Annotated in this window: 26 protein-coding genes, 1 tRNA gene and 2 pseudogenes; 12 read left to right on the forward strand and 17 right to left on the reverse strand. The window is 44.4% G+C overall.

Annotated elements, in window-relative coordinates:
• Positions 1-9: 9 nt before the first annotated feature.
• The 6 genes from HMPREF0650_RS02840 to HMPREF0650_RS02865 form a co-directional block, all read right to left on the reverse strand.
• Complete coding sequence (locus tag HMPREF0650_RS02840; protein ID WP_004348229.1) at positions 10-669, reverse strand: hypothetical protein; 660 nt, start codon at positions 667-669, stop codon at positions 10-12.
• A gap of 21 nt (positions 670-690) precedes the next feature.
• Positions 691-1,614, reverse strand: a complete 924-nt coding sequence (locus tag HMPREF0650_RS02845; protein ID WP_004348230.1) for a relaxase/mobilization nuclease domain-containing protein — start codon at positions 1,612-1,614, stop codon at positions 691-693.
• Positions 1,611-1,958 (reverse strand): plasmid mobilization protein, encoded by a 348-nt coding sequence (locus HMPREF0650_RS02850; protein WP_004348231.1) that lies wholly within the window; start codon positions 1,956-1,958, stop codon positions 1,611-1,613. Before HMPREF0650_RS02850 ends, HMPREF0650_RS02845 begins: the two co-directional genes overlap by 4 nt.
• A 103-nt stretch (positions 1,959-2,061) precedes the next feature.
• Entirely contained in the window at positions 2,062-2,952 is an 891-nt protein-coding gene (locus tag HMPREF0650_RS02855) for a DUF8464 domain-containing protein (RefSeq protein WP_004348232.1), read from the reverse strand.
• A gap of 182 nt (positions 2,953-3,134) precedes the next feature.
• Complete coding sequence (locus HMPREF0650_RS02860) at positions 3,135-4,187, reverse strand: AAA family ATPase (protein WP_211205570.1); 1,053 nt, start codon at positions 4,185-4,187, stop codon at positions 3,135-3,137.
• On the reverse strand, positions 4,184-4,492 hold the full coding sequence (locus tag HMPREF0650_RS02865) for a DUF3853 family protein (RefSeq protein WP_004348234.1): 309 nt from the start codon (positions 4,490-4,492) through the stop codon (positions 4,184-4,186). Before HMPREF0650_RS02865 ends, HMPREF0650_RS02860 begins: the two co-directional genes overlap by 4 nt.
• A 358-nt stretch (positions 4,493-4,850) precedes the next feature.
• On the opposite strand from HMPREF0650_RS02865, the gene HMPREF0650_RS02870 reads away from it, so the two are divergent.
• From HMPREF0650_RS02870 to HMPREF0650_RS02890, 4 genes are all read left to right on the forward strand, one after another.
• Positions 4,851-5,054, forward strand: coding sequence for a helix-turn-helix domain-containing protein (locus tag HMPREF0650_RS02870; RefSeq protein ID WP_004348235.1), 204 nt, complete (start codon positions 4,851-4,853; stop codon positions 5,052-5,054).
• A gap of 256 nt (positions 5,055-5,310) precedes the next feature.
• On the forward strand, positions 5,311-7,296 hold the full coding sequence (locus HMPREF0650_RS02880) for a P-loop NTPase fold protein (protein WP_040562249.1): 1,986 nt from the start codon (positions 5,311-5,313) through the stop codon (positions 7,294-7,296).
• 6 nt (positions 7,297-7,302) lie between these two features.
• On the forward strand, positions 7,303-9,294 hold the full coding sequence (locus HMPREF0650_RS02885; RefSeq protein ID WP_004348239.1) for a hypothetical protein: 1,992 nt from the start codon (positions 7,303-7,305) through the stop codon (positions 9,292-9,294).
• A 4-nt stretch (positions 9,295-9,298) separates the two neighbouring features.
• Positions 9,299-10,984, forward strand: a complete 1,686-nt coding sequence (locus HMPREF0650_RS02890) for a hypothetical protein (protein WP_004348240.1) — start codon at positions 9,299-9,301, stop codon at positions 10,982-10,984.
• Between the two features lie 157 nt (positions 10,985-11,141).
• On the opposite strand, the gene HMPREF0650_RS02895 is transcribed toward HMPREF0650_RS02890, so the two are convergent.
• A tRNA-Ser gene (locus HMPREF0650_RS02895) sits at positions 11,142-11,226 on the reverse strand.
• A gap of 268 nt (positions 11,227-11,494) precedes the next feature.
• Positions 11,495-11,653, reverse strand: a pseudogene (locus tag HMPREF0650_RS13450) (HmuY family protein); the annotation flags it as partial.
• A 360-nt stretch (positions 11,654-12,013) separates the two neighbouring features.
• Between HMPREF0650_RS13450 and HMPREF0650_RS02900 the strand changes: the two are divergent.
• Positions 12,014-13,363 carry an ATP-binding protein gene (locus HMPREF0650_RS02900; protein ID WP_004348241.1) on the forward strand — a complete coding sequence of 450 codons (1,350 nt, stop codon included), beginning with the start codon at positions 12,014-12,016 and terminating at the stop codon, positions 13,361-13,363.
• Entirely contained in the window at positions 13,348-13,560 is a 213-nt protein-coding gene (locus tag HMPREF0650_RS02905) for a hypothetical protein (RefSeq protein ID WP_004348242.1), read from the forward strand. The genes HMPREF0650_RS02900 and HMPREF0650_RS02905 overlap by 16 nt, the downstream gene beginning before the upstream one ends.
• 162 nt (positions 13,561-13,722) lie before the next feature.
• Here the strand turns inward: HMPREF0650_RS02905 and HMPREF0650_RS02910 are convergent, their stop codons facing one another.
• Positions 13,723-14,700, reverse strand: a complete 978-nt coding sequence (locus tag HMPREF0650_RS02910; RefSeq protein WP_004348244.1) for an ROK family protein — start codon at positions 14,698-14,700, stop codon at positions 13,723-13,725.
• Positions 14,701-14,975: 275 nt separating this feature from the next.
• Between HMPREF0650_RS02910 and HMPREF0650_RS02915 the strand changes: the two genes are divergently transcribed.
• The 4 genes from HMPREF0650_RS02915 to HMPREF0650_RS02930 all read left to right on the forward strand — a co-directional run bounded on the left by HMPREF0650_RS02915 (position 14,976) and on the right by HMPREF0650_RS02930 (position 18,723).
• Complete coding sequence (locus tag HMPREF0650_RS02915) at positions 14,976-15,644, forward strand: LysE family translocator (RefSeq protein WP_004348246.1); 669 nt, start codon at positions 14,976-14,978, stop codon at positions 15,642-15,644.
• Between the two features lie 105 nt (positions 15,645-15,749).
• Positions 15,750-16,298 (forward strand): DUF4924 family protein, encoded by a 549-nt coding sequence (locus HMPREF0650_RS02920; protein ID WP_023057397.1) that lies wholly within the window; start codon positions 15,750-15,752, stop codon positions 16,296-16,298.
• Positions 16,299-16,302: 4 nt separating this feature from the next.
• Positions 16,303-17,151: a dTDP-4-dehydrorhamnose reductase gene (rfbD, locus tag HMPREF0650_RS02925; protein ID WP_004348248.1), complete on the forward strand. Its 849-nt coding sequence runs from the start codon at positions 16,303-16,305 to the stop codon at positions 17,149-17,151.
• 6 nt (positions 17,152-17,157) lie between these two features.
• Positions 17,158-18,723 carry a peptide chain release factor 3 gene (locus tag HMPREF0650_RS02930; RefSeq protein ID WP_004348249.1) on the forward strand — a complete coding sequence of 522 codons (1,566 nt, stop codon included), beginning with the start codon at positions 17,158-17,160 and terminating at the stop codon, positions 18,721-18,723.
• Between the two features lie 363 nt (positions 18,724-19,086).
• On the opposite strand, the gene HMPREF0650_RS02935 is transcribed toward HMPREF0650_RS02930, so the two are convergent.
• On the reverse strand, positions 19,087-19,341 hold the full coding sequence (locus HMPREF0650_RS02935) for a DUF5053 domain-containing protein (protein WP_004348250.1): 255 nt from the start codon (positions 19,339-19,341) through the stop codon (positions 19,087-19,089).
• A 63-nt stretch (positions 19,342-19,404) separates the two neighbouring features.
• On the reverse strand, positions 19,405-19,560 hold the full coding sequence (locus tag HMPREF0650_RS12990) for a hypothetical protein (RefSeq protein WP_004348253.1): 156 nt from the start codon (positions 19,558-19,560) through the stop codon (positions 19,405-19,407).
• Positions 19,561-19,980: 420 nt separating this feature from the next.
• Here HMPREF0650_RS12990 and HMPREF0650_RS02945 point away from each other — a divergent pair, with 420 nt between their 5' ends.
• Entirely contained in the window at positions 19,981-20,166 is a 186-nt protein-coding gene (locus tag HMPREF0650_RS02945) for a Sec-independent protein translocase subunit TatA/TatB (protein ID WP_004348256.1), read from the forward strand.
• Between the two features lie 77 nt (positions 20,167-20,243).
• Positions 20,244-21,053, forward strand: a complete 810-nt coding sequence (gene tatC, locus HMPREF0650_RS02950) for a twin-arginine translocase subunit TatC (RefSeq protein WP_169308981.1) — start codon at positions 20,244-20,246, stop codon at positions 21,051-21,053.
• Between the two features lie 259 nt (positions 21,054-21,312).
• Here the strand turns inward: tatC and tsaA are convergent.
• The 6 genes and pseudogenes from tsaA to HMPREF0650_RS02970 form a co-directional block, all read right to left on the reverse strand.
• Positions 21,313-21,933: pseudogene (tsaA, locus tag HMPREF0650_RS02955) on the reverse strand (tRNA (N6-threonylcarbamoyladenosine(37)-N6)-methyltransferase TrmO); the annotation flags it as partial.
• 514 nt (positions 21,934-22,447) lie between these two features.
• Positions 22,448-22,609 (reverse strand): hypothetical protein, encoded by a 162-nt coding sequence (locus HMPREF0650_RS12995; RefSeq protein ID WP_155813558.1) that lies wholly within the window; start codon positions 22,607-22,609, stop codon positions 22,448-22,450.
• The gene (locus HMPREF0650_RS13000; protein WP_245543450.1) at positions 22,606-22,713 is read right to left on the reverse strand and encodes a smalltalk protein; all 108 of its coding nucleotides are present in this window, start codon (positions 22,711-22,713) and stop codon (positions 22,606-22,608) included. Before HMPREF0650_RS13000 ends, HMPREF0650_RS12995 begins: the two co-directional genes overlap by 4 nt.
• A 61-nt stretch (positions 22,714-22,774) precedes the next feature.
• The gene (locus HMPREF0650_RS02960; protein WP_004348259.1) at positions 22,775-23,257 is read right to left on the reverse strand and encodes an HU family DNA-binding protein; all 483 of its coding nucleotides are present in this window, start codon (positions 23,255-23,257) and stop codon (positions 22,775-22,777) included.
• A gap of 485 nt (positions 23,258-23,742) precedes the next feature.
• On the reverse strand, positions 23,743-24,039 hold the full coding sequence (locus tag HMPREF0650_RS13005; protein WP_004348261.1) for a hypothetical protein: 297 nt from the start codon (positions 24,037-24,039) through the stop codon (positions 23,743-23,745).
• A 133-nt stretch (positions 24,040-24,172) separates the two neighbouring features.
• A partial coding sequence (locus HMPREF0650_RS02970) for a nuclease-related domain-containing protein (protein ID WP_309545636.1) occupies positions 24,173-24,944 on the reverse strand: 772 nt, incomplete at its 5' end.

The following is a 24,944-nucleotide window of genomic DNA, read 5'->3' on the forward strand; positions in this document are numbered from 1 at the left end:
GGAAGCCACTTATTTTCCCAAATGCTTCTTTAGTTCTCTTTGTTCCTGTTTGATACGTTCTTGTTGCAACAACAACTCTGCTTGCCGTTGCATGGCTTGTTCATAATCAATAACCTTCTGCTGCATTTGCTGGATGGCTTTGGGATTACGATGCGTGATAAAAATGCTGTCAAGGTAGTCAAAATCTTTTTTGGTAGCTTTGCCTTGCATTCGCAGATAGCGATAACGGAGGTCGTAATCGGAGGCGGTTTGCAGTTTGTTGGCTCTCATACCGAAGAACCAACAACTGACCATAACCAGTCCGCAGACTAACAAGAGTAGCATACGTTCGGCTAATTGTACGCTGGCAAAAAGTGAGTAGTTCTTAAACTCTACAGACTTTTGTTGCTCTTTGATGAGTTGTTGCAAGGCTTCAAACTTCGGGTCGAGTTTCTTACTCGACTCAGATAGTGCCGCCAAAACAAAAAGTTGATGCTCCTTGATTCTGGCTTGGGTCTCTTTTGAGAGATGAATTTGTACGGTTTCTTGCGTTTTAATGCTATCTGCTTTTGGATTAGAAGCCTGTTCAACAAGAGCTGTGCGTAGTTCTGTCTGTACCTTACTGATGGCTTTGCATTCTTGTTTTAGTTCTTCGAGGATGTCGAGAACAGGGGCTATTTCATTGTTCATACGGTTGTTATTTTGAGGTGATTAAATTCTACGTTTGCGGTTGGCTCTATTGCGAAGTTTCTTTTGAAAGCGGAGTTCATCCACATCTACGCCTCCGCTGGGCATCGGCATCGTAAAGACTTCGCCAAGTGCATCGGATAAGTCGCTTGCAAATCCGCTTTCATCTGTCGAATGTGCCATTGGCTTTTTTGAGAGATGATATTGCTCCTGCTGAATATTTCGCTCTATCTCTGCATTGAGGTGTGAGAAAGAACAGGAGCGGTCTATCTTTGACCCACTGAAACTGCAACCGTCTTTTTCAAAGATGATTCCTTGCACTACATTGGTATTGCCTTTCGTCTTGAAACGAGTGGCAATACCTTGTTGCTCTAATTCTGCAACAAAATCTTTCCAAGTCTGAGATTGAGGTAATATGGACTTAATGGCATCGAATATTTCATAGCGCAACTTATCCTCACCTCTTAATCGTGATCGGTTTACCTCTTGCTTTCCTTCGCCAATGGTTAGACCATAACGCTCAGTCAGTTCTCGGCAAATCTTCGTAGAGCGATATTTCTCATTGCGGTCGCTGATGGTCTTGCCATCATTGCCAATGCGATTGATACAAATGTGCATGTGCGGATGCTGGCGGTCACTATGCCTTACGATAAGGCTCTGTGTGTCGCCATAGCCCATTTCATGGAGATATTCGTTGGCAATCTTCACCATTGTTGCATCTGTCAGTCGTTCTGAATCATGTGCCGAGAATGAGAGTATGGTATGACAAACTGGTTTCTGTACACTTGGACGCATAGAGGCTTGCAAGTTGAAGTCGTGTGCAATGTCATTTGGAAAAGAACTGCGCACGCCATTGGCTTGTAAAACCTTGGCTTCACCTTCGCGTTTGCTAAGCATATAATTGACAACTCCGCTGAAATTTGTTCCTTTTATAATCTTGGCAATCATGGCTTCAATCGTTTCATGAGTTCGTGAATGAGTTGTTTCAACGCATTCAATTCTTCATTGAGTGCAGAGATGCCGAAAGCATTGAGTCGATGGGCAATTTGGTTAAGATTGTTAGCCATGCCAGAAACTGTACGGATGAGTCGCATTTCCTCTGGCTTGATTCGGCTCTTTACTTCTGCATTTGTAATGAGCAGCCGTAAAAACTCTGTTCGAGAAATGGAGGCTTCACGTGCTTTTCCCAACAAGGTGTAGTACTCCATTATGTTAAGCCGAAGAAGCACTTGATATTTTCGTTTCTCTGATAATGTCTTGGTGGGTCGTCCACCTTTATTCTTCTGTTCCATTTTTTATTTTTTTTGATGAGCCCAACGGGATTTTCACCTCCCAAAGGTGGGAGCAAGTAGGTTTTGAGATACTCAAAACACAAACTTGCTTCCCAGATAAACTCTATCTTCTGATACCACGCTTCGTGGTCGGTAATAATGTCAGCTTCTTTTTGATTTTGGATTGAGCAACGAGCCATTCGTTGAGGTCTTTATGCTCTCGGTAGCGTACAGAACTGTCTATAATGTGTGGACAAAACTGCTTCAAAATTTCAAACGATTTTCGCCCCGCATCGTCACTGTCCAGAAAACTCTCCACTTGTTTGTAGCCTTTTATCTTCTCTTGAATGCGTGGCAAAAGAGCCAGAGAATTAAGAACTATGGTGTCGCAAGTTGAAGAAGGATTTAGCGTTTGCCAGGAAAGGAAATCCATAAATCCTTCGAAGATTTGTAAAACGTCTGTGCCTTTACTAATAGTTGTAATCGCTTTTGGAGCAATGCAGCCTTTGAAATAAGGACTACGAATTTCCCAACCGCCAGCATCGTTTGCAAATCCTATGGCATAGTATGTCCGATTGATGTTATTGTATCGAATTTCAGAACAGAATCTATTGGCGGTGCTGAGAGGTATTCCTCGTTCTGCGATGTAACGTAACAAATAAGGATTGGTAAGTGATTGCACAGATATGATTTCTAATTTGTGCTTAGAGGCTTTTCTTTCACCGCCAAAAGAAAAATCTTGATGCACTATTTGTTTTGAACCGATTAGCAATTCAATGGCTTCGTACATGGTACAATGCTGTAAAGTACGTACAAGGTCAATAATATCTCCATGTTCGCCAGTTCCGAAGTCATACCATTGGTTGCGCTCTGTATTTACTTTGAAAGATGGTGTACTTTCGTTGCGTAGTGGGGAGCAGTACCAAAAATGAATACCTTGTATTCGTGTAGGTGAATAACCCTGTTGCTGCAAATAATCTGTGATAGAGATTTGCTTGATATTTTGTATCTCCATTGTGATTTTGTTTTGATGTTTGAAATGAATAAATCTCAGCCTTTTTCTTTTGGAGGCAGAAGGTTTTAGTATTGGTCGGACGGTCGTACACTATAGGCTCACCTTTACGTCCGACCAAGTTTGTTTCTCTTTGGTCGGTTTGGTTCAGGTATATATAGCCTGTGTCCGACCGACCAAAGGTTTTATTGAAGAGAATTATGGCTGAGCCGATATTTTCCTCGTTCTTCCTTAACCACTATACCTTTGTTGAGCAAGAATTGCAAAAGTTCCTTGAGTTTAGTTTGCCCATAGGATAGCCCCACAATCTTAGCATAAGCCTCTTTAAGAGCTACGATTAGTGTACTATATGGCAAAATTTCGCTTGTAGAGAATACTTGTTCTAACGCCTTTCGATGTTCGTTAGTGCTTAACTCTTGGTAGGAGAAACGATGCGACTTCCGTTCATTGTCGGAATACGAAAAATCTATTTGGGGAATGCAAATCTCATCTTCAACCTCCTTAAGTCGAAAGGCAAACTTTTCAAAAGGTTTGGAACGAATGATTGCAGGGGCTACGATACTTCGCTCGGGCAGCGTATTGTCCCTTGTGATTTGTAGGACGGTCTCTGCCTTGTTGTTAAGTTCGGTGCCGATGTGCCCTCGTGCGTTGTCGTCGCCTTTGTTGAGGTGTAAGACGGTTTGAATGTGTATATTCTGCTCACTCGTCCATTGCATCAGGTCCCCCACTAACTTGGTAGCCTCCGTAGAGTTGTTGATATCGAGCATCAAATCACGGATGCCGTCAATGACCACCAAACCCACATTGGGTGTGTTGTAGATGGCATAGCGGATGATTTCTCTGCGCTCATTAGGGTCAGCAATGGCTCTAAGATGACTAAACTTCAAATTCTGTGGTTCCTTGTCTATCGGCAGTTTTGCCAATTTCAAAATGCGTTGCATTACAAGTTGGCAATGGTAAGGACTTTGTTCCGTGTCAAAGTAAAGTATCGTGCGTTTACTTTCAGGAAATGATGCTTGATATTCCAGCACTTGTCCATTGACAAGGGCTGCTGCAACGATGGCACTCACATTGAAAGTCTTCTTAGCTTTCGCCTTACCTGTCGATACACTGAAGTTCCCCAGTGTGCCAATAATAGCTTCACCTGCTTGTAGTACAACAGGAGGAAGCGTAAACTCATCGGTTACATGAATGAGCGACTTTTGCCAAATGTTTTCATAATCAGTTGTATTCATTATCGTCCTCCTATCTTTCGCCCTGCCAATTCTAGCGCAAGGTCGGCATCAACGATAATCTTGCGCCCTACCTGCGTAATGGCACGATTGATTTTACCACTCTGCTTGATACGGTTAGCTGTAGGCAGGCTACACCCAAAGAGGCGTGCAATGCCAGCCAACCCGTATACATATCGCTTTTCTTCTTTGGAGGAAGAAGCCTTTGTTGATTCCCCGCACGTGAATATATTACTGTGTTGTGCAAGGAAAAGTAATTCTTCACCAGTCATCTGCCATACAGGTTTGCCCAGTAATTCGTTTATCGTCATAATTCGATTATTTTGAAATGAATAACTCGCCCTTGCGCATAGGGCATTCAGTCAGCTCTGACGGTGCAAAAGTAGAGGGCTTTTAATGTTATTCCAAGAAGCTGGGATATAGCGGGAAGTATAGGGAAATGTAAGGAAATCAACAACTATCAAAAACGCTCAATACATACTCAAAAAGTAGATGGTTTCAGTCAAAGACATATTCATTTCCAATCATCATTGACAACTTAAGAGATTACCTTTATGTCTTCTCACAGGAAAAATTATTTCCAGTAGCGTGAAAGTTCTTTTTTTTCTTTGTTTTATTCATTATAAGTTCATATTTTTTGTAACAAATATCGAGTTATACAATCATCTAATGGGACAGAAGAAAGAGCATAGCAACCTTATCAAGGAGTATTTAAAGAAGCGAGGCATTACTCAAACATGGCTCGCCAAAGAATTGGGTATGAGTTTCAGCATCACCAACGCATACGTTTGCAATCGTAAGCAACCTAATCTCGCCATTATTTTCAAAGTAGCAGAATTACTCAGTGTGTCACCAAAAGAATTAGTGAAGTAACTTCAGAGCAGTACAAGCATAAAAACTAACATGAATGAAGCAATAAAGGGAATAAAAAACTTCATATTTGTAGGACTGGTACTAGTGCTGTCCTTTGCTGCTTGTAATAAGGACAATGAGACAACTGAAGCAATTGCATTGACCCAAATGGTGCTTTTGGTGACATTGTGTAGAATGACTCCACAAAGGTTGGTGGTATAATGCATAACACTAAATGACTTCCTAAAACAATGATTTATTTCTAAAAAACAATAATATGTTAGACGGTATAAGAAACTATCTATCAATGGAAAGTACTGGTGCTTTGATGGTGTCGGGCGAATGGGGTTGTGGTAAGACTTATCATATAGAGAAAGTGATAATACCGACCTTACGACAGGAAGGATGGAATCCAGTGAAGGTTTCATTATTTGGTATTGAGTCGGTTAATGAAATACCACTTCGAATAGCAGATAATTATAAACGGGCAGAGAGCGATAAAGGTGAAAGAACAGAGAAGGAGAAAAATAAATCGAGGCTGTGTGGTTGGGGAAAGGAGAAGGTTGGCAAGGTTGTAGCCAAAGGGACACAATTCGCTTCTAGTATATCATGGCTAGAAAGTTTTGTGGACGTGAAAACATTAGTTGGTAACAATAGTGGCTTGCTTTATAAACTTATTCCCACAGAAAATACCGTTATCATTCTTGATGATATAGAACGCGCGATAGATACAATTGATGTTCATACTCTCTTGGGAGTCATCAATGACTTGGTTGAACAACGAGGCTATAAGGTGATAGTGATTGCCAACAACTCTTACATGCAGCAAAAGGGTGAGGCAAAACTTGTGTTCAAAGAAAAGGTGATAGAGAAAACCTTGGGGTATGAACCAGATGTGGTGTCCATCTTTAAGGAATTATGTGGGAAGGGCTATTCTTCACCATTTACCGCATTCATGACGGCTCAAAAGGCGGTGGTGGTAATTGATCCGAGTTATCCATCATATAAAGAAGATAAAGGTTTGCTGGTTGAACTGCATAACATCAGAATACTGAAATTCGCATTAGCCCATTTTAGCAAGATTTATGAGGTCTGCAATGCTTTCCTGAAGGATGAGAATAAAGATACTGCTGATAGCTTTCTCCTGTCTTTATGGGCTTGTACGGTAGGTGTTGCTATTGAATATAAAAAAGACCGTTTGACCTATAAAGATAGGTTGCAGTTTGCTCAATATGTTGAACTGTCATCAATTGACTGGGAGTTTGGTGACGATGAAAGGAAAACAGACGGATTGTTTGATGAAACGCAAGAAGATGAGGAACAGGAAAAGCAGAAGGAAGAAAAACAATGCGAATATACAAACCGTCGTATTACGTACATCTTTAAGAAGTTGGTGAAAGTTCATAATTTCCCTGTCATTGTTTCACCGCAGATATTTGACTTTGTTACGGCAGGTATGTCATTGGATAAGGAAGGACTAAAAGCGGTGTGGGAAGGATATAAAAATCAAGTACAAAGGAATGATATAAACCCCGCATATGCACTGTTGCAGAAGTTTATACATTCGCAATGGGATATGAGTAATAAAGAAATGGCGGATGCTGTGATGCAATTGGCGCAGTATGTGGAAGACGGGGAATTCTGTGATAATATGGCATACGTTAATTCTGCTACATATCTTCAGCACTTCTATCCTCTTACCTCTTTTTCTAAGGAGGATATGCAAAAGAAAATTCGCTGTGGCATTGACAAGATGTATGAAAGCATAGATACGCCGAACCTTCTTGATAAGCTAAATCTGGATGTTGTTGAAACTGCAATCCCAAAGGAAAGCCGATGGGTAGTTGAGTATGAACGTGAGAAGATGAATGAAATAACGAAAGCCAATTTAGATGCAGATATTAAAGAGGTGCACCGCCAGTTTATCGAAGACCTACCCACTTTAGCCAATAGACTGACTATTCAGTATGGAGATACCAAGACACCGGATTTCCTAAGTTATCCAATATTAAAGCATATTCCGAAGAAGGATATTACCAAGAAGGTGAATAATATACAGCCCAAAGAAGTGATGGCTCTCTATCAAATACTGAACGGACGTTTCTTACAACAGGTTCCATATCCCGAAGTATATGATGCAGAATTGCCATTTGTGAGGAATTTGGAGCAAGCCTTAGCGCAGAAAAATGACAATAAAACGACCTATGCAGATATTCTGATTGAAGATCATCTGAAGGATGTAATTAAGAAAATACAGAAGTAAGAAGCGATGGTAAAAATAGCTGATTTCAAGAAGTTTGTAGATGGTTTATTGAAGCCAGTGAACAATAAGGCTGGGAAAGTAGATGCCCGTATCAAGGCACTGCTTCCATCTGCCGGTGATGAAATAATTCCGTATAAGGATTTCCAGAGGCTGGGTAAAGGCTTGCTGAGAGAGCAACTACTGGATGGTGTGGATAACCAATGCTATATAGATATAGTGGAGATTATTCATAATTATCTTGGCTGGAATCAAAACGCCATAAAGGGTTTTAGTGCCCCTTGTTGGCAAGACGTGATAGCAGCCTGCAGTGAGGAAATGCCCTTGCCGCAAACAGATTGGTTGAAAGAATATGACAAGGAGTACAAACTGGCTGCAGCGGCAAAGCGGTTGAGAGAGTTTGGTCTCCAAATAAAGATTGAAGGATGCAGCTATGTGACAGAAAATGATGATATAGTTTTTGATGCCTTGATCAAATGGATTTGCGAGGCAGGTGGAAGAAGGTTTTTGAAGATGCTGTTAGGGCAGATGGAATATTTGGAACCTGAAGGAAGATTTTTGACCGATATGAACGGCAATACTCCCAATCCTAAGGATGTGATAATAATAAAGCCATACAATTATCTTGTAAATTTGGCTTTGGCAAATATCAATGCAGACGGAGGTAGCAATAGCGAGGCCGCAAAGGCATTTAAAAAGGCTATAAGCCTGGCAACTGATTACTGTTTCCTAAAATATCCTGTACAGAACTTCGGAGACGTATGGGAAGATTTATTCCACAAAGACAGAGATGCGGTGGAGTTTTTCAGGGACTTGGTGTATAAGGAGAGTATCTTTGGATTGACGCAGCATTCTGTTTGGTTTAGCAAAATGTTCTGTGAACGCGTACTTATGTATATGCGCGGTACTGGAAGGGTATTGGAAAACGGATACACATTTGATGAATATGAGCGATTGATGAACCATGTCCTTTCTACAGCGGATACATTGAAATGTGTGGAGCTAAGAAAAGACAAATTGAATAAACTCGGAATCAATGCTATTGAACAATTGATCAATGATGTGGCAACAGGTGATGACGTATTAAACAAAGGATTTAGAACGCCACTGGATAACGAAAATGAGAATGCCTTCAACAAACCACTGATTAAAGTAAATGGTAAGATATATGCCTTGCCGGTTACAATAGGCTCATGGGGGTGGTTTGAGGCTCTGATGACGGTTGTACGCAATCAAGAAAAAGAGGACAACAAGAAAAACATAGATAAGGAAGTCGGAGAGTTGATAGAGGTTTATATCAAGGAGAAACTTGACGAAAAAAGCATTACGCATTGTTGTGGTCATTATCTTCATCCAGTTGATGGTGAAGCAGATCTTGTGGTTGAGGCTACAGAAGGTATCATGCTTTTTGAAATAAAGAAGAAAAGTCTGACTAGAATGGCAAAGTCTGGTGATGAATTCAGAATTGTATCAGATTTACTGGGAAGCCTTATAGATTCACAGGCCCAATGTTTTAGAACATCACATCTTATGATTAAAGATGGGTATGTGGATTTGGATGATGGAAACGGGAATGTGACAAGGGTAGAGAAACAGGATAGAACGGCTGAGTGTATCTCGGTATGTCTAGGTGCTTTTGGCCCACTCCAAGACAGAATACTTATCAAGAGCATTATGGATGAAATATGCAATAAATCGTTGATAGCAAAATATGATGGTGATGATAAGCAGACCATAAAGGATGTTAAGAAGTTCAACAAGGACATGCAGAAATGGATGCCTTTCTTAAACGAAGAGAGAACCAACGGTGATTCTAAAACGAATCCTTTCTTCAATAGTTGGTTCTTAGATTTTGAACAATTAATGCTAATTGTGAAGGAATCAAATTCAAACGACGAACTGCTGGATCGACTGAGAGAGACAAAGCACGTAACCATGGGTTCATATGATTTCTATAGAGAGCGCAAAATGGTAAGGATGATGAATGGTAATAAAAAGTAACGTTATGAAGAAAATGGAATTACAGAAGCAGGTATTGTTGTCTTATAGTGTGGTCTATCCAGACCGACACGATAAGATAGAAGACTTGTTGGCTAATGTTCCATCAAACACTGCCATAGAATTTATTTCATATAACCTCTCAAAGAAGGTGAATCGGTTTAATGATGAGCATGATTTCGATATTTGGGCACCATGGGTAATGAAAACGCGAAATGATGTAAAGAATCCTGTTGGTCAGTATGCTCAACAATATAACCTTGGGAACTACGCCCTTATAGATAAATATGCAATGCTTCTGCTTATTAGCAAGCTTTTGACTTGTTATAATGGGAGAAATGATGAATTGACAGAAGATGACTTGTCAAACCTGTTCTTATCATATATGCTCTGTTGCGATGAGCGTCTGTCAATGATTCAGAAGCTACCTAACAACAATATGAAGGCAGAAGAGTTTATTAAGTCTTATATGCCAGATTGCTTGAAGAGTCATAACATTGAAGCACCAAGAGATTATAGGCTGTTGATGATAAAGTGCTATATGCTCTTGATAGAATTCCCAAAGTACAACACTCGGTTTGCACAATATGTTGATGAATTCTGCAAGGAAAGGGATATACCCGGTGCTAAGTATTATTTAGATAAGATCTTCTTGACTTTTCTGGAAATGGGAGAAGAAGATTTCTCCAATTGCAAAATGGCCATTGGTGAGAATCTGAAGGATACTTGTCGTTTCTATGATTCGTTGACATTAAATCCATCGCATTATAAACATGATATGGATTTTCTGATGATGAAGGAAAAGCCTCTAATTAAGACAGGGCCTAATATCTACAACTTCATGTTTATGAAGATGTTTCTGGATAAAGCATATACAGGACTTCTTTTTGATATGAAGGACGCTTTAGTTAAGAGGGGAGTGTTGGATCGCACAATGGGTTATGCTAATCTGCGGTCGTTTTTAGGTGAGGAGTTCTCGGAACGCTTCTTCTTTTACTCCTTGATGAAAAGATGTTTTGGTTTGAATTATGTGAATTATAGTGGAGAAGAACTGGAAAAGGCTCTGGGGAAGGGAATGCCAGACTATTATCTGAGATATCGAAATAGGGTATTCGTATTTGAATGTAAAGATGTTCAGATGGCTGCAAAAAAGAAATTATGCGGTGATTATGAGACGATAAAAAAAACAATTTTTGAGAAGTATGTCACAAATTCTAAGGGGCATGCGAAAGGGGTTGGGCAGTTGGCAAATGTGATTGACAAAAAGATACCAAGTATATTGAGCGAAGTTGATAAGTGGGCCTCTAATGGTGTGAAATTTATCTACCCCGTGATAGTGTACTTCGATGATTGTTTTGATGTAGAAGGCCCGAGCTATTTGCTGAATAAAGAGTTTCAACGAATCATTGGTGAAAAGAAAGTTTCAGCAGATTACGAAGTGAAGGATGTAGTGATGGTGAATATTGAGCAGTTGATGAGACTAGAAAATTTCTTTGCTGCCGAGAAGTTGGATTTGGCTTATCTAATAAACAGCTATATTGAGTATAAGAAAGAGTTTGAGTTAAATCAAGTGTTTCCTTTCAATAAATACATATTTCAAGAAGCGAGAAAGGTTGGGTATGAGTTGAAAAAGACACGTTGGTTTGATGAAGTTTTTGAGAATTTGGAGCTGTTGGATAGGAAAAGGCTGTGATGAGTGAGACTTGCTCAAAGAATGAATATGGTCCACCACTTTTTTTTACAATTGAAGCTGTGCTTGTGACTATCCAAATAGAAAACTCCCTATCTCATATTTTCGGGTGTAATAAAGGGTGTAAATCGCGTAACTTGCTGATTTACACCCTTGTTTGCGGAGAGAGAGGGATTCGAACCCCCGGCACCTCTCAGTGCGACGGTTTTCAAGACCGTTGTAATCGACCACTCTACCATCTCTCCTTGATTATCATCTGTGATGAGGTATCAGCCGAAAAGCGAGTGCAAAGGTAAGGGATTTCATAGAAACAAAAGAATAAAAACAAAAAAGAATGATGTAATTAAAATTTGTTAACAATTATTGGGTATCATGCACCTAACGCTGGATAGTTACAGGGGGTGTCAGGCGGATTCCGAGGGAATCCATCAGCAAATGGAAAGTTTTCCTATTTTTGGGCGACTTCCATGCTCTGCTTACATGGCGAAGCTCTGATCATAATGGGAAATATCACTTGTCGTACGCACCGTAGCCCAAGTCGGCTGCTCCTCCCCTTCCGATTTCCGACGTGCCACTGTTGGTGCGCAGGCGATGTCAGCAGAAAGCCAAGTCCCAATCGGTACGACGGTACTGTTCGCCCTCGCTATCTTGGTTGGGTGCGGTGCGGTTGAACATCTGTGTTGTATGACAGGCAACAAACAACACTCACCTAACCATCTGATTCATAACAACATATAAGTAGGTTCAAACTCTTTGACTTTGGCCTTCAAAGTCCATCAGTTTGGCCTCCAATTGCAAATCATTAACAGGCCAAATGCAAAGATGTTGTTTCAGTCATCCAATTTGTTGTTAAAACAAAGAAAAATAATAGCTTTTGGTAACAAGCAACCTCTAAAAATAAAACAATCGTGACAGTCTCTCCATATTTCTTCCACAAAACTTGTCTGTTTTATGAATAATTGCTATTTTTGCATTAACAACTACAGAAAAATGTAGATTATCACACTTTTCTGCACTTAAAAATGTAAACGCATGGAAATACGAAGAGACATCATAGACACCTTGAGGAGGTGGAAGGAAGAAACGGACAGGAAGCCCATTCTATTAAAAGGAGCAAGACAGATAGGCAAGACATGGGCAATGGAAATGTTTGGCAAGGAGGAATTTGACTATTGCGCCAAGTTCGATTTTGACCGTCAGCCAGAGTTAAGGTCTGTCTTTCAAACTTCCAAAAGCCCGGAGAGAATCTTAAAAGAGCTTTCGCTGTATACGGAGGTTCCCATTGTGGCAGGTAAGACGCTGATAATCTTCGATGAGATTCAGGAGTGCGAGGAGGCATTGAACAGCCTAAAATACTTCTATGAAGATGCGCCAGCGTACCATGTCATTGCCGCTGGCAGTTTGCTTGGCGTAGCGGTGAAGAGGCGCAGCATGACGGTGCCAGTGGGCAAGGTGAGCATCATGCGTATGTACCCCATCACGTTCCGAGAGTTTCTGCGTGCTGCTGATGAGAAAACGTTTAGCTATGTAGAAAATTTGCATGATGCCAGTCACCTGCCCGAAATTGTCCTCAATAAGTTGAAAACAGAGTACAGGCGTTACCTCGTGTGCGGCGGCATGCCCGAGGCGGTTATCAGCCTTCTTGGCAACAAAGGCATGGAGGCTGTGGAGAAAGTGCAGCAAGACATTCTTGACCTCTACGAACTTGACTTTGCCAAGTACGCTACGCCGAGGGAGATTCCACGCATCCATGCCATATGGCGCTCGCTGCCCTCGCAACTTGCCAAGGAGAACCGAAAATTCATCTTCAAGATAGTAAAACCAGGCGCACGGTCAAAGGACTATGAAGACGCACTGCTTTGGCTGGAGGATGCTGGAATGATTTACAGGGTGTTCAACATTACCAAGCCCGGACTTCCTATTTCGGCCTACGCAGATCCGTCGGCTTTCAAGGTATATGCTTGTGATTGTGGGTTGCTTCGCCGACTGGCACGGCTTCCTGCCACTGTCATCTTGAACGCCAATGCCAACTATACGGAATTTAAGGGCAGTATGGCGGAGAACGCCATCTTGCAGTCGCTCATGCCGTTGCTGAATGACGACATTCCGTACTACTGGTCGCCCGATAGTCGTGCGGAGATAGAATTCGTTATCCAGTGGGGTGAGCGTATCATACCGATAGAGGTAAAGGCAGAAAATTGTGTGAGTGGCAGAAGCCTGTCTGTCTATAACGAGCGATACCACCCACAAGAACGTATCCGTTTCTCTTTTCTCAATTTACAATACAATGAGGGATTGCTCAGTTGTCCTTCACCCTTAGCAGATTGGTTTTATAGGCTTTTGCCAAATGAACAAGAAACCGGGTTTTGCCCCCACTTTTGAGAGGTAATGACGGTAAAGCGGTGACGAGCGAGGTGGTGATTGTACCCGAGGCTACCGGTATTGCCCATCCTACAACCGACACATCTACTCCCAAGGACGGCGTTTATACCCTCGACGGGGTGTATCTCGGCACCCACGTTGAGAGCTTGCCACGGGGCGTGTACATCGTTGGTGGCAAGAAGATTGTCAAGAATTAAGGCCGATAACAAAAGAAAAGAGGGTGTATCATAACTTGTGCGTATGATACACCCTCACTTTTTGTATTATCTTTTTGGCTTAGATGATAAGCCTGAAAGCTATCAAAGCCAATACGCTGAAGCCAGCATCTATTCTCTTAATCGCTGCTGTGGCAGCGATGCTTATATCTCCCAGCCAATGGCACTGGCTCCCAACACGGCGGCCGACGAACCATCAAGCCCGCTAATCAAGAACTTGGCTTTGTCTTTAAATATCTTCAGCACATGCTTGTCGTAGCTTTCCTTCAACGGCTTCATCAGCAAATCGCCAGCCTTGGTCAAACCACCGAAGAAGATAAATGCCTCGGGAGAAGAGAAGGCGGCAAAGTTGGCACAAGCCTCACCGAGCATCTCGCCCGTCATTTGATAAACATGCTGCGACAGCTTGTCACCCTTACCTGCGGCAATGCTCACATCCAGTGACGTAATGTCTTCCGGAATCATGTCGCGCAAGATAGAGGGTTCTTCAGTCGTTTCGAGCAATTCGCGTGCCGTGCGGGCAACACCGGTGGCAGAGCAATAAGCCTCCAAGCAGCCGAAGCGACCGCAACCACACGAACGTCCGTTCTCACGACGCACCACAACGTGTCCCAACTCACCAGCGAATCCATCGCTGCCGTAAACCAACTGACCATTGACAACGATGCCCGAGCCGACACCAGTACCGAGGGTGATGACGATGAAATTCTTCATGCCGCGTGCCACGCCATAGGTCATCTCGCCGATAGCTGCCGCATTGGCATCGTTGGTGAGTGCCACGGGGATGCCCAACTTATCGGAGAACAGCTTAGCCAAAGGCACAATGCCGTCGTGTCCCCAGCTAAGGTTGGGTGCGAACTCGATGGTTCCGTTATAGAAGTTGCCGTTGGGTGCACCGATACCCATGGCTTTAATCTTGTCGATGCCGCCTACTTGGTCGATAATCAACTGCAAAGCCTCAATGGAAGCGTCTACATAGTCGTCTACGTTTTCGTATCCTTGTGTCTTGATGGATGTGGTGGCCTTGATGTCACCACGGCTGTCAACGATGCCGAAGACTGAGTTGGTTCCACCTAAGTCTAAACCGATTACATACGGTTTCAATTCAGAAACTGCTTTCATGTGATGTTTTTGTTTTTATTTTAAGTTAGTATAGAAATCGTTTACTACCTCCCCTTGCGGGCGTGGATGCGTGTCGGCTCTCGGCTACATCAGCGTTGCACCCTTCGGCTTGCAGGCGGTATGCTATGCCCTTTCGCACACAGACGAACCCTACCGGGAAGACCTAATGAGGGGTTCTGACACGTTTCGCAAAGGTATTAAAAAACTTGTATAACACAAACTTTAGCATCATAAATTTGTGCATCTCGCATAATTTTCGCAATTTTGCATACATTATGCCGTTTGAGTTTCACATTGATATCATCGACCAGATATGGAAGGGCATCATCATCGGAGTGATTGCTTCGGGACTGATGGGTCCCGTGGGGGTGTTGTGCGTTCAGCGAACGTTAAACAAGGGACGTTGGTATGGCTTGGTGACAGGCTTTGGCGCCACATGCTCTGACATCATTTACGCACTGCTCACGGGCTTTGGTATGAGTTTTGTGATGGATTTGATTACCAACCCCAAGAATCTTTTTGTTTTGCAGATATTGGGCAGCATACTGCTGTTGCTTTTCGGCATTTACAGTTTTCGCAACAACCCCACAAAGCACATGCACGTTAGCGGCAAAACGAAGGGTACATACCTGTACAATGGCATCACAGCTTTCTGGCTGACGTTTTTAAATCCACTCATCATCCTGCTGTTTATCGCCATGTATGCGCAGTTTAAGTTTGTCGTCCCCGACCATCCTGTTGAGATGGTGAGCGGCTACTTTGGCATCTTTGGCGGCGCACTGCTGTGGTGGTACGGTCTAACTTGGGTTATCGACAAGGTGCGTGGCAAGTTTGACAACAACGGCATCGTGATTATCAACAAGATTATTGGGAGCATCGTCATCGTGTGCTCCATCATCATTCTCATCGGGACGGTGTTCAATCTTTACACCTTCCACTATTAGCCAGTTATTGTCAAGCCGCTGACTGGCACGACAAGCCGATGCCGTTTCACTTGGAAACGCCGAAGCACCCCATCGAATATTCAACCTCTTAATACAACATCAAACGTGTATATCTCACAACAACTACGCAAAAAGAGCATCGCCGAATACATATTATATATGTGGCAGGTAGAAGACATCATCCGCGTGTACGATTGCTCGCTGTCGCGCATCCGCCGCGAATACATCAGTCAGTTCGACTACACGGACGAACAGAAGGAAGAAATGGTAGACTGGTACGGCAACCTCATTCGCATGATGAACGAGGAAGGCAAACGACAGGGCGGACACCTGCAGATTAACCAGGTTATCGTTACCGACCTCATAGACCTGCACCGCAGGCTGCTGCAAAGTACCAAGTTTCCCTTCTACTCGGCACAGTACTACAAGGTGCTGCCATTTATCGTGGAGCTGAGGCGTAAAGGCGAACATGAGGAAGACGAGATACAGGTATGCCTCAACGCCTTGTACGGCGTGATGCTGCTGCGGTTGCAACAGAAGGACATCTCGCCCGACACCACACATGCCATCCAGGAGATAACGACCTTCATCGGCATGCTGTCTGATTATTATATCAAGGATCGTAACGAAGGACTTCAATTTGAGGAGGATTAAAACTATGAACATACTCATTACAGGCTGCAACGGCCAACTGGGAAACGAAATGCAGGTGCTGCAGAAGGATTATTCGGAGCACCACTGGTTTAACACCGACGTCAACGAACTGGACATCACCGACAGCGACGCCATCAACAGGTTCGTGGAAGAACACGAAATCGATGGCATCGTGAACTGCGCTGCTTACACGGCCGTGGACAAGGCCGAAAGCAACAAGCGACTGGCAACGGCTCTCAACGCCGAGGCGCCAACTTACCTGGCTGTTGCCATGGCTAAGCGTGACGGATGGATGGTGCAAATCAGCACCGACTATGTATTCGATGGCACGCAACACACGCCTTACATCGAGACCGACACGCCCTGCCCCAACAGCGTGTACGGTGCCACCAAGTTGGCTGGTGAGGTGGCTGTGGCGAAGACATGTCCAAAACATGTCATCATCCGCACGGCTTGGCTCTACTCTACTTTCGGCAACAACTTCGTTAAGACGATGTTGCGACTGGGTCAAGAGAAACAGCAGTTGGGCGTAATCTTCGACCAGATAGGCACACCCACTTACGCCCACGACCTGGCTCTGGCCATCATGACCATCATCAACAAGGGCATCGTGCCGGGCATCTACCACTTTTCCAACGAGGGAGTCACGAGCTGGTACGACTTCACCAAAGCCATTCACCGCATTGCTGGCATCACCACCTGCCACGTCAAGCCGCTGCACACCGCTGAATATCCCACACCGGCTCACCGACCAGCCTACAGCGTGTTGGACAAGACAAAAATCAAGGAAACCTTTGGCATCGAAATCCCTCATTGGGAAGAGAGCCTCACTAAGTGCATGCATACGAAATAACCATTTATGAACGAAATACAACGCAGGCGAACCTTCGCCATCATCTCACACCCCGACGCAGGTAAAACCACCCTCACCGAGAAGTTCTTGCTCTTCGGTGGGCAGATTCAAGTGGCCGGAGCGGTCAAGAACAACAAAATTAAGAAAACGGCCACCAGCGACTGGATGGACATCGAGAAACAAAGAGGTATCTCGGTATCAACCTCGGTCATGGAGTTTGATTATGAGGGCTACAAGGTCAACATTCTCGACACGCCGGGCCACCAAGACTTTGCTGAGGACACTTACCGCACGCTCACGGCTGTTGACTCGGCGATCATCGTGGTCGATTCGGCCAAAGGTGTGGAGGCACAAACCCGAAAGTTGATGGAAGTGTGCCGCATGCGCAAGACGCCGGTCATCATCTTCATCAACAAGATGGATCGTGAGGGACGAGACCCATTCGACGTGCTGGACGAACTGGAGAAAGAACTCCAAATCAAGGTGCGCCCACTGAGTTGGCCCATCGGACAAGGAAGAAAGTTCAAAGGCGTGTACAACATCTACGAACAGCAGCTCAACCTCTTCACACCCAACAAACAACGGGTGACCGAGAAGGTGGAGGTAGACATCCAAAGCGAAGAACTGGACAAGCAGGTGGGCGAACAAGAGGCCGTCCAACTGCGCGATGACCTCGAATTGGTTGACGGCGTGTACCCCACTTTCGACAAGCAGACTTACCTATCGGCTGAGGTGGCACCAGTGTTCTTTGGATCGGCGCTCAACAACTTCGGTGTTCAGGAACTGCTCAACTGCTTTGTGGAGATTGCGCCAAGCCCGAAACCCACACAGGCAGAAGAACGCGTCATCCGCCCCGAAGAGCCCAAGTTCACGGGATTCATCTTCAAAATCATAGCCAACATCGACCCTAACCACCGCTCGTGCATCGCCTTCTGCAAGGTATGCTCGGGCAAGTTCGTGCGCAATCAACCTTATCTGCACGTGCGCAACGGCAAAACGGTACGCTTCTCGTCGCCCACACAGTTTATGGCGCAACGCAAGAGTACCATCGACGAAGCCTACCCCGGCGACATCGTGGGACTGCCAGACAACGGCATCTTCAAGATTGGTGACACGCTGACCGAGGGCGAAGAGATTCACTTCAAGGGACTGCCATCGTTCTCACCCGAGATGTTCAAGTACATCGAAAACGAAGACCCCATGAAGTCAAAACAGCTCAACAAAGGCATCGAGCAGCTCATGGACGAGGGTGTGGCACAGTTGTTTATCAACCAGTTCAACCAACGCAAGATTATCGGCACCGTAGGACAACTGCAATTCGAGGTGATTCAATACCGCCTGGAGAACGAGTACAATGCCAAGTGCCGATGGGAACCGGTTCGACTGTACAAGGCTTGCTGGATAGAAGCCGACAACCACGAGGAGCTGGAAAACTTCAAGAAGCGCAAATACCAGTACATGGCCAAGGATCGACAGGGACGCGACGTGTTCCTGGCCGATTCAAGTTACATGCTGAGCATGGCGCAGCAAGACTTCAAGCACATCAAATTCCACTTTACCAGCGAATTTTGATAAACGGGAATCTCCGTTCGCGCTCATGGGACATGGACGATGCCCGTAACTATTCCTTGTAAGGTTGACGTTGGCACGACGGCTTCAAAGCGTGAGGGGGTGTCACGATTTTGTACTACAATATGCCATTGGCTACTGTTAAAGTTTGATATGTTGGAATGATTGATGGCTATGTGTGTAATTGTTTGCTGATAAGATGTTATGATGCAAATTTAGAAATAATCAGCTTAAGAAACAAACCTTTTGATGACAATAGAGACAAAGCGCATGCTCTCCATGGTGGGAAGCATGCGCTTGCGGTAAGATTGCGCCCGTAGGCGTCGGGCGTCTTTTTGTCTTAATTGGTCAAACAGATAACCACGCCTAAATGCTTTCCGCGGCTCTTCGTATGCGGTTGCTCAGGTCGAAGAGCGATCCGCGTAGCTGTTCCAACTCCTCCTCGTTGAAACCGCCCTTGCCACCATTGCCGTCGATACCGTTCAACTTGTGATAGAACCATGAAGACGATTTGTGGAAGTATTTGTTGGCAAAGTCCATCCATGACACCGAGAGGTTGATGTCTGCCAGACGCTGCTTCATATCACTTACCACTGCCTGCTTTTTAATAACTGTTTCCATTGCTGTTTCCTTTCTTTTAGTTGAAGCTCCATCCCCATTGGGAGAGGAGCGGTGGTTTTGTTGTCAATAAGGTTGTCGGAGCATAGCGTAAAACTTCTCAATGATCACACTGAGCAGTTCGGGATAACCGTTTGGATAAGACCGGTTGTAGTTTCTCATCTGCTCGAGGAGGTCTCTTTCCTCATCTGTAACCCTCATTGTTTCCATTTCTTGTTTCATTTTCCGTTGTTTTTATTAAGACAACGCAAAGGTAATACATTATTTTGTACTTTACAAGCATTTACTACTTTATTTTGTAGTAGCCGCACGGATTTTTCATTCAAGAGCAATGTTGGTTTTTAACAAGGAATTGAACTAACCAATAGGACTGTATTTAACAACAAACGATCTTTTTAAATGCAAGAGTCGTGTATAAGGGCTTAGAAATATTGACCTACCACAATGATTTCTCAGCCCCTATTCTTGCCGTTTGAAATATTATTCGTACATTTGCATCAGTGCAATCGCCAGCAATGGGTAGGCGAGGCATACATTGAAAAAACAAAACCACTAACCATAGCACCTTGACAAAAGCCTACGCTGCCAGTGAGTTTCTCACCAGTTGGACGAGCCGGGTGCTTCAATAGAAAAATTGATATTATGCTTGGAACACCAGAAATTGTACTCATCGTACTTGTTGTTCTTCTCCTGTTTGGAGGAAAGAAAATCCCTGAGCTGATGAAAGGCTTGGGCAAAGGAGTGAAAAGTTTCAAAGATGGCGTGAACGGCATCGAGAAAGACCTCGATCCTGACCAGCAAACCAAAGAGACTGAGACGAAGAACTAAGACGACATCCGCCTCTCTCGCACTCCCCTATCCCAACACATTAGGAAGGGATTGACACACCACCCATGGAGGGTTTCATGATGGAAGAAGATTTAGAACTCACCTTCTGGGAACATTTGGACGTGCTTCGCGGCACGCTCATAAGGATTATTGCCGTTGCCCTCATCTGTGGTATTGCGGCATTCATGTTCAAGGAAGAGCTTTTTAATATTGTACTGGCACCCAAAGACAGCCAGTTCGTGACATATCGCCTGCTGGGCGTAGAGCCGTTCAACATCCAACTGGTGAACATCGGGCTCACCGAGCAGTTCATGATACACATGAAGACGGCACTCTGCTTCGGAGTCTTGTGCGCCTCACCTTACATCTTGTACGTGTTGTACAAGTTCATCGCACCCGCTCTATACCAGCGCGAACAGCGCTATGCACTCAAGATTGTGGGCAGTGGGTACGTCATGTTCATCATTGGCATTCTCATCAATTATTATCTCATCTTTCCCCTCACCGTCCGCTTTTTAGGTACCTACCAGGTCAGCGATGAAGTGCAAACCATGCTGTCGCTGCAATCGTACATGGACACAATGCTCATGATGAGCTTGGTGTTTGGCATTGTGTTTGAGATTCCCGTCATCAGCTGGCTGCTGGCCATCTTCGGATTGCTGCGGGCCGAATGGATGTCTAAATACCGCCGACACGCCATTGTCGCCATTCTCATCCTCGCGGCCATCGTCACACCCACGGCCGACGTGTTCACCTTGCTCATCGTCTCTCTGCCTATTTGGATGCTGTACGAAGTGAGTATCGTGATTGTGAGGATGACCAATCTTGGCGATTCCAAACAACTCGAAGAGGCTATCCCCTCAACTGAAGAAGAAGATAACGACTAACGCCAGCCACATCTAGACATTGGTGCACATCCCGCGCGATTCATCATCAAATATTTCCACTGCTGACTGTTGCCCACTTTTGGTCATCAGTCATCAGTGGATTTTTTATTCATCCTTCAGAGAGACCTAAGACTATCAAGGTTCCTCCACGCACCGCTCCGTCAGACATATTTAACAAAGCGTTTTCCGTGGCACAACAGGCAGACGATGCCGATTGCGCATCATGCCCATCACAGCCATGGGTGGAATCATTTTCTACAACCTTGAACTTCACATCCTTTCCACCAAACGGCATGCCGTATGTTTTTTCGCTCGACCGTTGGTAAGCCGGACGCGGATCAAGAGAGAGCACCTCTTTCAAAGTGCGCAACTTGTCGGGCGTGAACTGGCGCGCTACCTCATCGGGAATCACCACCTCCAACCGCTGAATCTTCGACAAATCGGTAAACCCGCTTCGGGCTTCCGGGTGACAGTCGGCATAAGTAACGTAGGGCTTGATGTCGTAAATGGGCGTCCCATCCATCAAGTCGGCCCCCAACACATGCAGCACAGGTCCCTGCGGGCTGTCCCATTCCACACGTTCCAGCAACACCGATGACAGACCAATGGGGTTGGGTCGGAAGGGTGAACGACTGGCAAACACGCCTACCTTCTGGTTTCCGCCCAACACGGGCGGGCGCACCAACAGACTGCCCGACTGATGTGGATTGGCGTTGAACAGCCAAATAAGCCACAGATAGTCAAAACCCTCGATGCCCCGCAAGGCATCAGCTTGGCGATAAGGAGGCTCAAAGACAATCGTGCCGTGCAAACCAGCAGCCAGTCCGCTCTGCTTGGGAATGCCAAACTTGGACGTAAATGGTGAGTGAAAATAAGCAATGGGATGAAAACACTCGCCACAGCCGGTAACCTGTTCTCCGACAGGTGCCGAATCGACAGCACCGATATCGCCGCATGATTCCTGCAAGGATTCGTCTAATCGTTGATGATGATTGGTCATGTTTTCAGCTTAATTCTTCGTTCGGCATTGTCTTGCCCATGCCATTCACAGCCAACAATGCCGTGGTGTCCCAATTCAAAAGCGTGTTGTAAAAATAAAGAATCTCATCACCCATCAGCCTATCAATATACTATGAAATGTATTGTAACTTACTATTTTATGCGCAAAAATAAGCATTCAACCATACGAAACCAAGAAAAACGTATGAAATATCTGTAACAAACCTAAAAATGATACTTTTTTTTCCAACAATTAGTTTTCACCAAACCGATTGTGCCACTCCCCATGCAATGCCCCGATTCGCCCTCTCTGTAAAAGCAGCAAACCTTTGATGCATCAGCCAAAAGCAAAGCCAACCGTGGCGGGTTGGCTTTGCATTATTTCAGGGCGGTTTTTAAATCTGCTTTGTTGTAGCACCACCCTTCAGAGAATCCTCGAGCAACTGAGAATAGCCACGATGGCTGCCAGAAGCAAAAGTACGTTCGTCACGAGGCGCAGTCGTACGTTCCATTGTTCGATACGCCCAGTCCAACGGTCCTCCCGTGATGCTCTTCAATTTTCGTTGTAAGTCAGTTTGTCTTGCGAGTTGAGCATGCCCAGGATGGCGGTGGCGATGGTGATGATGATCTTGAATATAAGTTTCCAATTGATGCGTTTCATAGTGATTGATTTTTTTTTCTAAAAACTCCTCCCCACCCGATGGGCAGGGAGGATGGAAGATTTAAGGTTTCGGATTGGGATCTACGTTTTCCTCCGCCTTTCCTTCGGCGGTTTTCTTCGTGTCCACGGGGTTCTTGGGAGCCTCCTGAACCTTGAGACCGTCGAGGAACTTGCGGTTGCGCTTCTTGCCCTTGCCGCCGCCACCCGTCATCTCAGGAAGGAAGTTCACGCGATAGTTCACCACGTTGCTGGTCACGTTAAAATCGGCTGCCTTGTCTGCAGGCTTGGTTCTCAAACCAATTTTAAACGAACCAAATCCGTTAAGTTTCACCACGCGACTCTGTTGCAATTCGTCTTGCATCACCTCTACCAACTCGGCCAGTACAGCCACCACGTCACTGCGCTTCACGGTACAGTTGCGCTGAATGCGTTCGGCCAGAGCGTCGGTTTCGATCACTTGTGGATGAATGGCGCGGGCATACCACTTGCCTTTGGTTGAAGAGGTAACTCTCTTGTCTTGATACAGTTTATACATTACTGCCATAATAATTTGTGTGTTTTAAATGATTGATTATTAATTCTCGGCTGTGTGTTTTTCATGGTACACGGTTTCCTGTTCGATGCCGGCTTATCGTCTGGGTTACCGCTTCCTGGATTGATTGTCTGCCGAATCAGTCTCTCTGACTGACGATGCAAAGGTACAATAGAATAAAGGTGAAAACAAGAAACATTGATAGGCATCAAAGGAGCAAAATGAAGAATGTAACGCTAATCCCAATTAGAAAGGCAAAGTGCGAATATAAGAAAAGTTCGCACTCAACATTTTAGGGCAGTTCTATAAATTACCGCCGTAAAGTTTTTGTATGTTGGCCTGTTTACGTTTTGCCAAATTTCACTACTAACTTCGAGTTAAAGGCTGGTTCTATAAATTACCACCGCACATAGTCATCAAATGTTTATGAAATACGTTTTGTTATCTTTTGGCTTCTTTTTGGTTCAAAATGTAAGTTCATTCAGTCGTGTAGCTCGCTACACTCCTTCACTCTCTTGCATTTTGACCTCAAAAATAAGCTCAAAATCTAACAAAGCTAATTTATAGAACCAGCCTAAATTGTAAGTGTACAAAAGAGTTAGACGAACATAACGACCGGGCTTGTTGCCGGCACCGTTGTGACTGTTCCTCGGGCGTTTGTTGTATTCCTTCTCTATCCTGCCCCAGGGAAAGTGGTCGGCCAGCTTGACCCAGCGGTTGGATTTGCTCAATCCCGAAAGTGACTCCTGAAGTTCACACAGGTCGTGACTGCGATATTGTGAGTAATATTTCATCTCGATTCTTGAATGTTTTAACATCCAAGGTAGTCATTTTGGGCGAATTGACCAAATTTTATACAGCATAAATAGTTAATTGTCAGATAGTTATAGTTAATTAGCAGACCCTATTTAATACGCTAATAGTGGGTTACCAAAATTTTCTTCTGTGTGAAAAACCACGAAAACGGAATAATGAGTTGAAAGATATGGTATAAGTGGACTGTGGCGTTTTGCGACCATAATATGCAGCAGAATTGATTTGTGAAGAAACAATCATCGAATCATTTCCGTTTTGTACTCCTTTGATGAATAAGTTCATAATCTCGTACTTATTCCCGAAATTGGCGTTGGGCTGCATCATAATATCCGATACGACCTGTCGGATAGAGCGAGGATATACTATAAAGGTGTTTTCTGCATTACAAGTAATATCCTTAAACTCGCTGCTTCCGAAGAATACGATAACGGAATAAATCGGTATGCCCGGATTTTGCGGCAAACATTGTCTGATAGCTTGAATGTGTCCGGCATTTTGCATTACGGGGTTGTAAAAGCGGTGCTTTTCTTTGCCGTATGCCAGTAATTGCGTCCAATACTTTTGGTGTTCGTTGCCGAAAATCCAACCGCTGTAATCCTTTACCTCAAAAACGATTAAGCCTACCTTGGTTGCAACGGCTACATCGACTTGTGTATAAGTGCCGTTCGGCTTCTGAATGTATAAGTCGTGAAATATGGCTTTGGGGTTGATACCCGCTTTCAGAAGTTTCAATACCACTCTGCGCTCCGACCATTCGCCACGAGTAATGGGCGTAACCTGCTCAATGAATTCACGCTCTTTCCGCTTGACATAGATAAGGTAAGCAATACCTGCCACCAAGCAAATAAGAAATATGAATGGTGCGAATGGCATAGAACTGTTA

Source organism: Hoylesella buccalis ATCC 35310 (assembly GCF_000177075.1).
In the GTDB taxonomy this organism is placed as follows: Bacteria; Bacteroidota; Bacteroidia; order Bacteroidales; family Bacteroidaceae; genus Prevotella; species Prevotella buccalis.

Excerpts from the sequence above, each read along its gene's own strand:
- HMPREF0650_RS02840 (WP_004348229.1), bottom strand. The coding sequence starts at position 669 with ATGAACAATGAAATAGCCCCTGTTCTCGACATCCTCGAAGAACTAAAA.
- HMPREF0650_RS02845 (WP_004348230.1), bottom strand. The coding sequence starts at position 1,614 with ATGATTGCCAAGATTATAAAAGGAACAAATTTCAGCGGAGTTGTCAAT.
- HMPREF0650_RS02850 (WP_004348231.1), bottom strand. The coding sequence starts at position 1,958 with ATGGAACAGAAGAATAAAGGTGGACGACCCACCAAGACATTATCAGAG.
- HMPREF0650_RS02855 (WP_004348232.1), bottom strand. The coding sequence starts at position 2,952 with ATGGAGATACAAAATATCAAGCAAATCTCTATCACAGATTATTTGCAG.
- HMPREF0650_RS02865 (WP_004348234.1), bottom strand. The coding sequence starts at position 4,492 with ATGACGATAAACGAATTACTGGGCAAACCTGTATGGCAGATGACTGGT.
- HMPREF0650_RS02870 (WP_004348235.1), top strand. The coding sequence starts at position 4,851 with ATGGGACAGAAGAAAGAGCATAGCAACCTTATCAAGGAGTATTTAAAG.
- HMPREF0650_RS02880 (WP_040562249.1), top strand. The coding sequence starts at position 5,311 with ATGTTAGACGGTATAAGAAACTATCTATCAATGGAAAGTACTGGTGCT.
- HMPREF0650_RS02885 (WP_004348239.1), top strand. The coding sequence starts at position 7,303 with ATGGTAAAAATAGCTGATTTCAAGAAGTTTGTAGATGGTTTATTGAAG.
- HMPREF0650_RS02890 (WP_004348240.1), top strand. The coding sequence starts at position 9,299 with ATGAAGAAAATGGAATTACAGAAGCAGGTATTGTTGTCTTATAGTGTG.
- HMPREF0650_RS02900 (WP_004348241.1), top strand. The coding sequence starts at position 12,014 with ATGGAAATACGAAGAGACATCATAGACACCTTGAGGAGGTGGAAGGAA.
- HMPREF0650_RS02910 (WP_004348244.1), bottom strand. The coding sequence starts at position 14,700 with ATGAAAGCAGTTTCTGAATTGAAACCGTATGTAATCGGTTTAGACTTA.
- HMPREF0650_RS02915 (WP_004348246.1), top strand. The coding sequence starts at position 14,976 with ATGCCGTTTGAGTTTCACATTGATATCATCGACCAGATATGGAAGGGC.
- rfbD (WP_004348248.1), top strand. The coding sequence starts at position 16,303 with ATGAACATACTCATTACAGGCTGCAACGGCCAACTGGGAAACGAAATG.
- HMPREF0650_RS02930 (WP_004348249.1), top strand. The coding sequence starts at position 17,158 with ATGAACGAAATACAACGCAGGCGAACCTTCGCCATCATCTCACACCCC.
- HMPREF0650_RS02935 (WP_004348250.1), bottom strand. The coding sequence starts at position 19,341 with ATGGAAACAGTTATTAAAAAGCAGGCAGTGGTAAGTGATATGAAGCAG.
- HMPREF0650_RS12990 (WP_004348253.1), bottom strand. The coding sequence starts at position 19,560 with ATGAAACAAGAAATGGAAACAATGAGGGTTACAGATGAGGAAAGAGAC.
- HMPREF0650_RS02945 (WP_004348256.1), top strand. The coding sequence starts at position 19,981 with ATGCTTGGAACACCAGAAATTGTACTCATCGTACTTGTTGTTCTTCTC.
- tatC (WP_169308981.1), top strand. The coding sequence starts at position 20,244 with ATGATGGAAGAAGATTTAGAACTCACCTTCTGGGAACATTTGGACGTG.
- HMPREF0650_RS13000 (WP_245543450.1), bottom strand. The coding sequence starts at position 22,713 with ATGAAACGCATCAATTGGAAACTTATATTCAAGATCATCATCACCATC.
- HMPREF0650_RS02960 (WP_004348259.1), bottom strand. The coding sequence starts at position 23,257 with ATGGCAGTAATGTATAAACTGTATCAAGACAAGAGAGTTACCTCTTCA.
- HMPREF0650_RS13005 (WP_004348261.1), bottom strand. The coding sequence starts at position 24,039 with ATGAAATATTACTCACAATATCGCAGTCACGACCTGTGTGAACTTCAG.